The 1,538-nt window shown below is 64.9% G+C and carries 2 protein-coding genes; one reads left to right on the forward strand and one right to left on the reverse strand.

Annotated elements, in window-relative coordinates:
- A partial coding sequence (locus EH240_RS36930) for a class I SAM-dependent DNA methyltransferase (RefSeq protein WP_425374877.1) occupies positions 1-313 on the reverse strand: 313 nt, incomplete at its 3' end.
- Positions 314-408: 95 nt separating this feature from the next.
- Between EH240_RS36930 and EH240_RS36935 the strand changes: the two genes are divergently transcribed.
- On the forward strand, positions 409-1,311 hold the full coding sequence (locus EH240_RS36935) for a phosphotransferase family protein (protein ID WP_125007238.1): 903 nt from the start codon (positions 409-411) through the stop codon (positions 1,309-1,311).
- Positions 1,312-1,538 lie beyond the last annotated feature (227 nt).

Consider the following 1,538-nt stretch of genomic DNA (forward strand, 5'->3'; position numbering starts at 1 on the left):
TGTAGACGCCCTTGGCCGCCGCCCGGTCCAGCATGCCTTGCGAGATGTCGAGCGCCTCGACTTGTGGGTAGCCGGTGATGGCCAGCCATTCGCCGATCAGGCCGGTGCCGGCGCCGGCATCGAGCAAAGGTGTGGCGCCGCGCGGCAGATGGCGGGCAAGCAGCGCCAGGCAGATCGTCGGGTGGCGATAGCCCGCCGCCGACATGTCCGCGTCATAGGTTTCGGACCAGCTATCATAGATCGCCGCCACTTCATCCGGCCGCGTTGCTGCGTAAGCCGCGCCCAGTGCGCTGTTATGCTTGCCGTCCATCATTGCCGCTCCCGCCGCCGATTCGCGTCCTCCATGGTAGCCAAGCGGCAAAAACTGTGGAACCGTTCCGCCATAAAAGATGGCGTGATGGTAAAGGGGTGACGATGGACGAGGCGCGCGCGGCGCTGGCCGCCATTCCGCTGCTGGCCGGCTATGACGGTCCGCTGGAGCGGCTGGGCGGCCTTACCAATCTTGTTTACAAGGCAGGCGACATCTGCCTGCGCATTCCCGGCAAGGGCACGTACGAATACATCAACCGCGCCAACGAGGCGGTGGCGGCGCGTGAGGCGGCAACGGCCGGCGTCAGCCCCGAGGTGCTCTATTGTGATCCCGCGTCAGGCTTGATGGCGACGCGCTTCGTCGCCGGTGCGGAAACAATGTCGCCGGAAAAGTTCAAGGTCAGACAGGGCAGCGCGGCCCGCGCGGGCGAGGCCTTCCGCAGGCTGCATAGGTCGGGCGCGGTCTTTTCCTTCCGCTTCGAGCTATTCGCGATGATCGACGACTATCTGAAGGTGCTGTCGAGCAAGGATGTCGCGCTGCCGCCTGGCTATCACGACGTGGTGCGCGAGGCGGGCAGCGTGCGTGCCGCACTTGCCGCGCACCCCATCCAGCTTGCCGCCTGCCACTGCGATCCGCTCTGCGAGAACTTCCTCGATACCGGCGAGCGGATGTGGATCGTCGACTGGGAATACTCCGGCATGAACGATCCGCTGTGGGACCTCGGCGATCTCTCGGTCGAAGGCAAATTCGACGCCGATCAGGACGAGGCGCTGATGCGGGCCTATTTCGGCGGCGAGGCAAGACCGGCCGAGCGCGGCCGCGTCGTCATCTACAAGGCGATGTGCGACCTGCTCTGGACGCTTTGGGGGCTGATCCAGCTCGCCAACAACAACCCGGCCGACGATTTCCGCGCCTATGCCGACGGCCGCTTCGCCCGCTGCAAGGCGCTGATGGAGACGCAGGAGTTTTCACGGCACCTGGCGGCGATACGAAGGGGCTAGTTGCAGAAGACATAGTTGACGGCTCGGAGATGCATCGGAGATTGGCCGAAGCCTCCCCAATGTCGTCATCCTTGGGCGTAGCGACGCGAAGCGGAGCGAAGACCCAAGGATCCATGCCGTGACCTCGGCCGAAGGCTGCAGCGGAGCAGAATTCTGCACCGCTGGCGGAGCTTCGATGTAACGGCATGGATCCTAGGGTCTGCGCCGCGTCGCTTCGCTCCTTGCTC

The organism is Mesorhizobium tamadayense, from assembly GCF_003863365.1.
Classification (GTDB): Bacteria; Pseudomonadota; Alphaproteobacteria; order Rhizobiales; family Rhizobiaceae; genus Mesorhizobium; species Mesorhizobium tamadayense.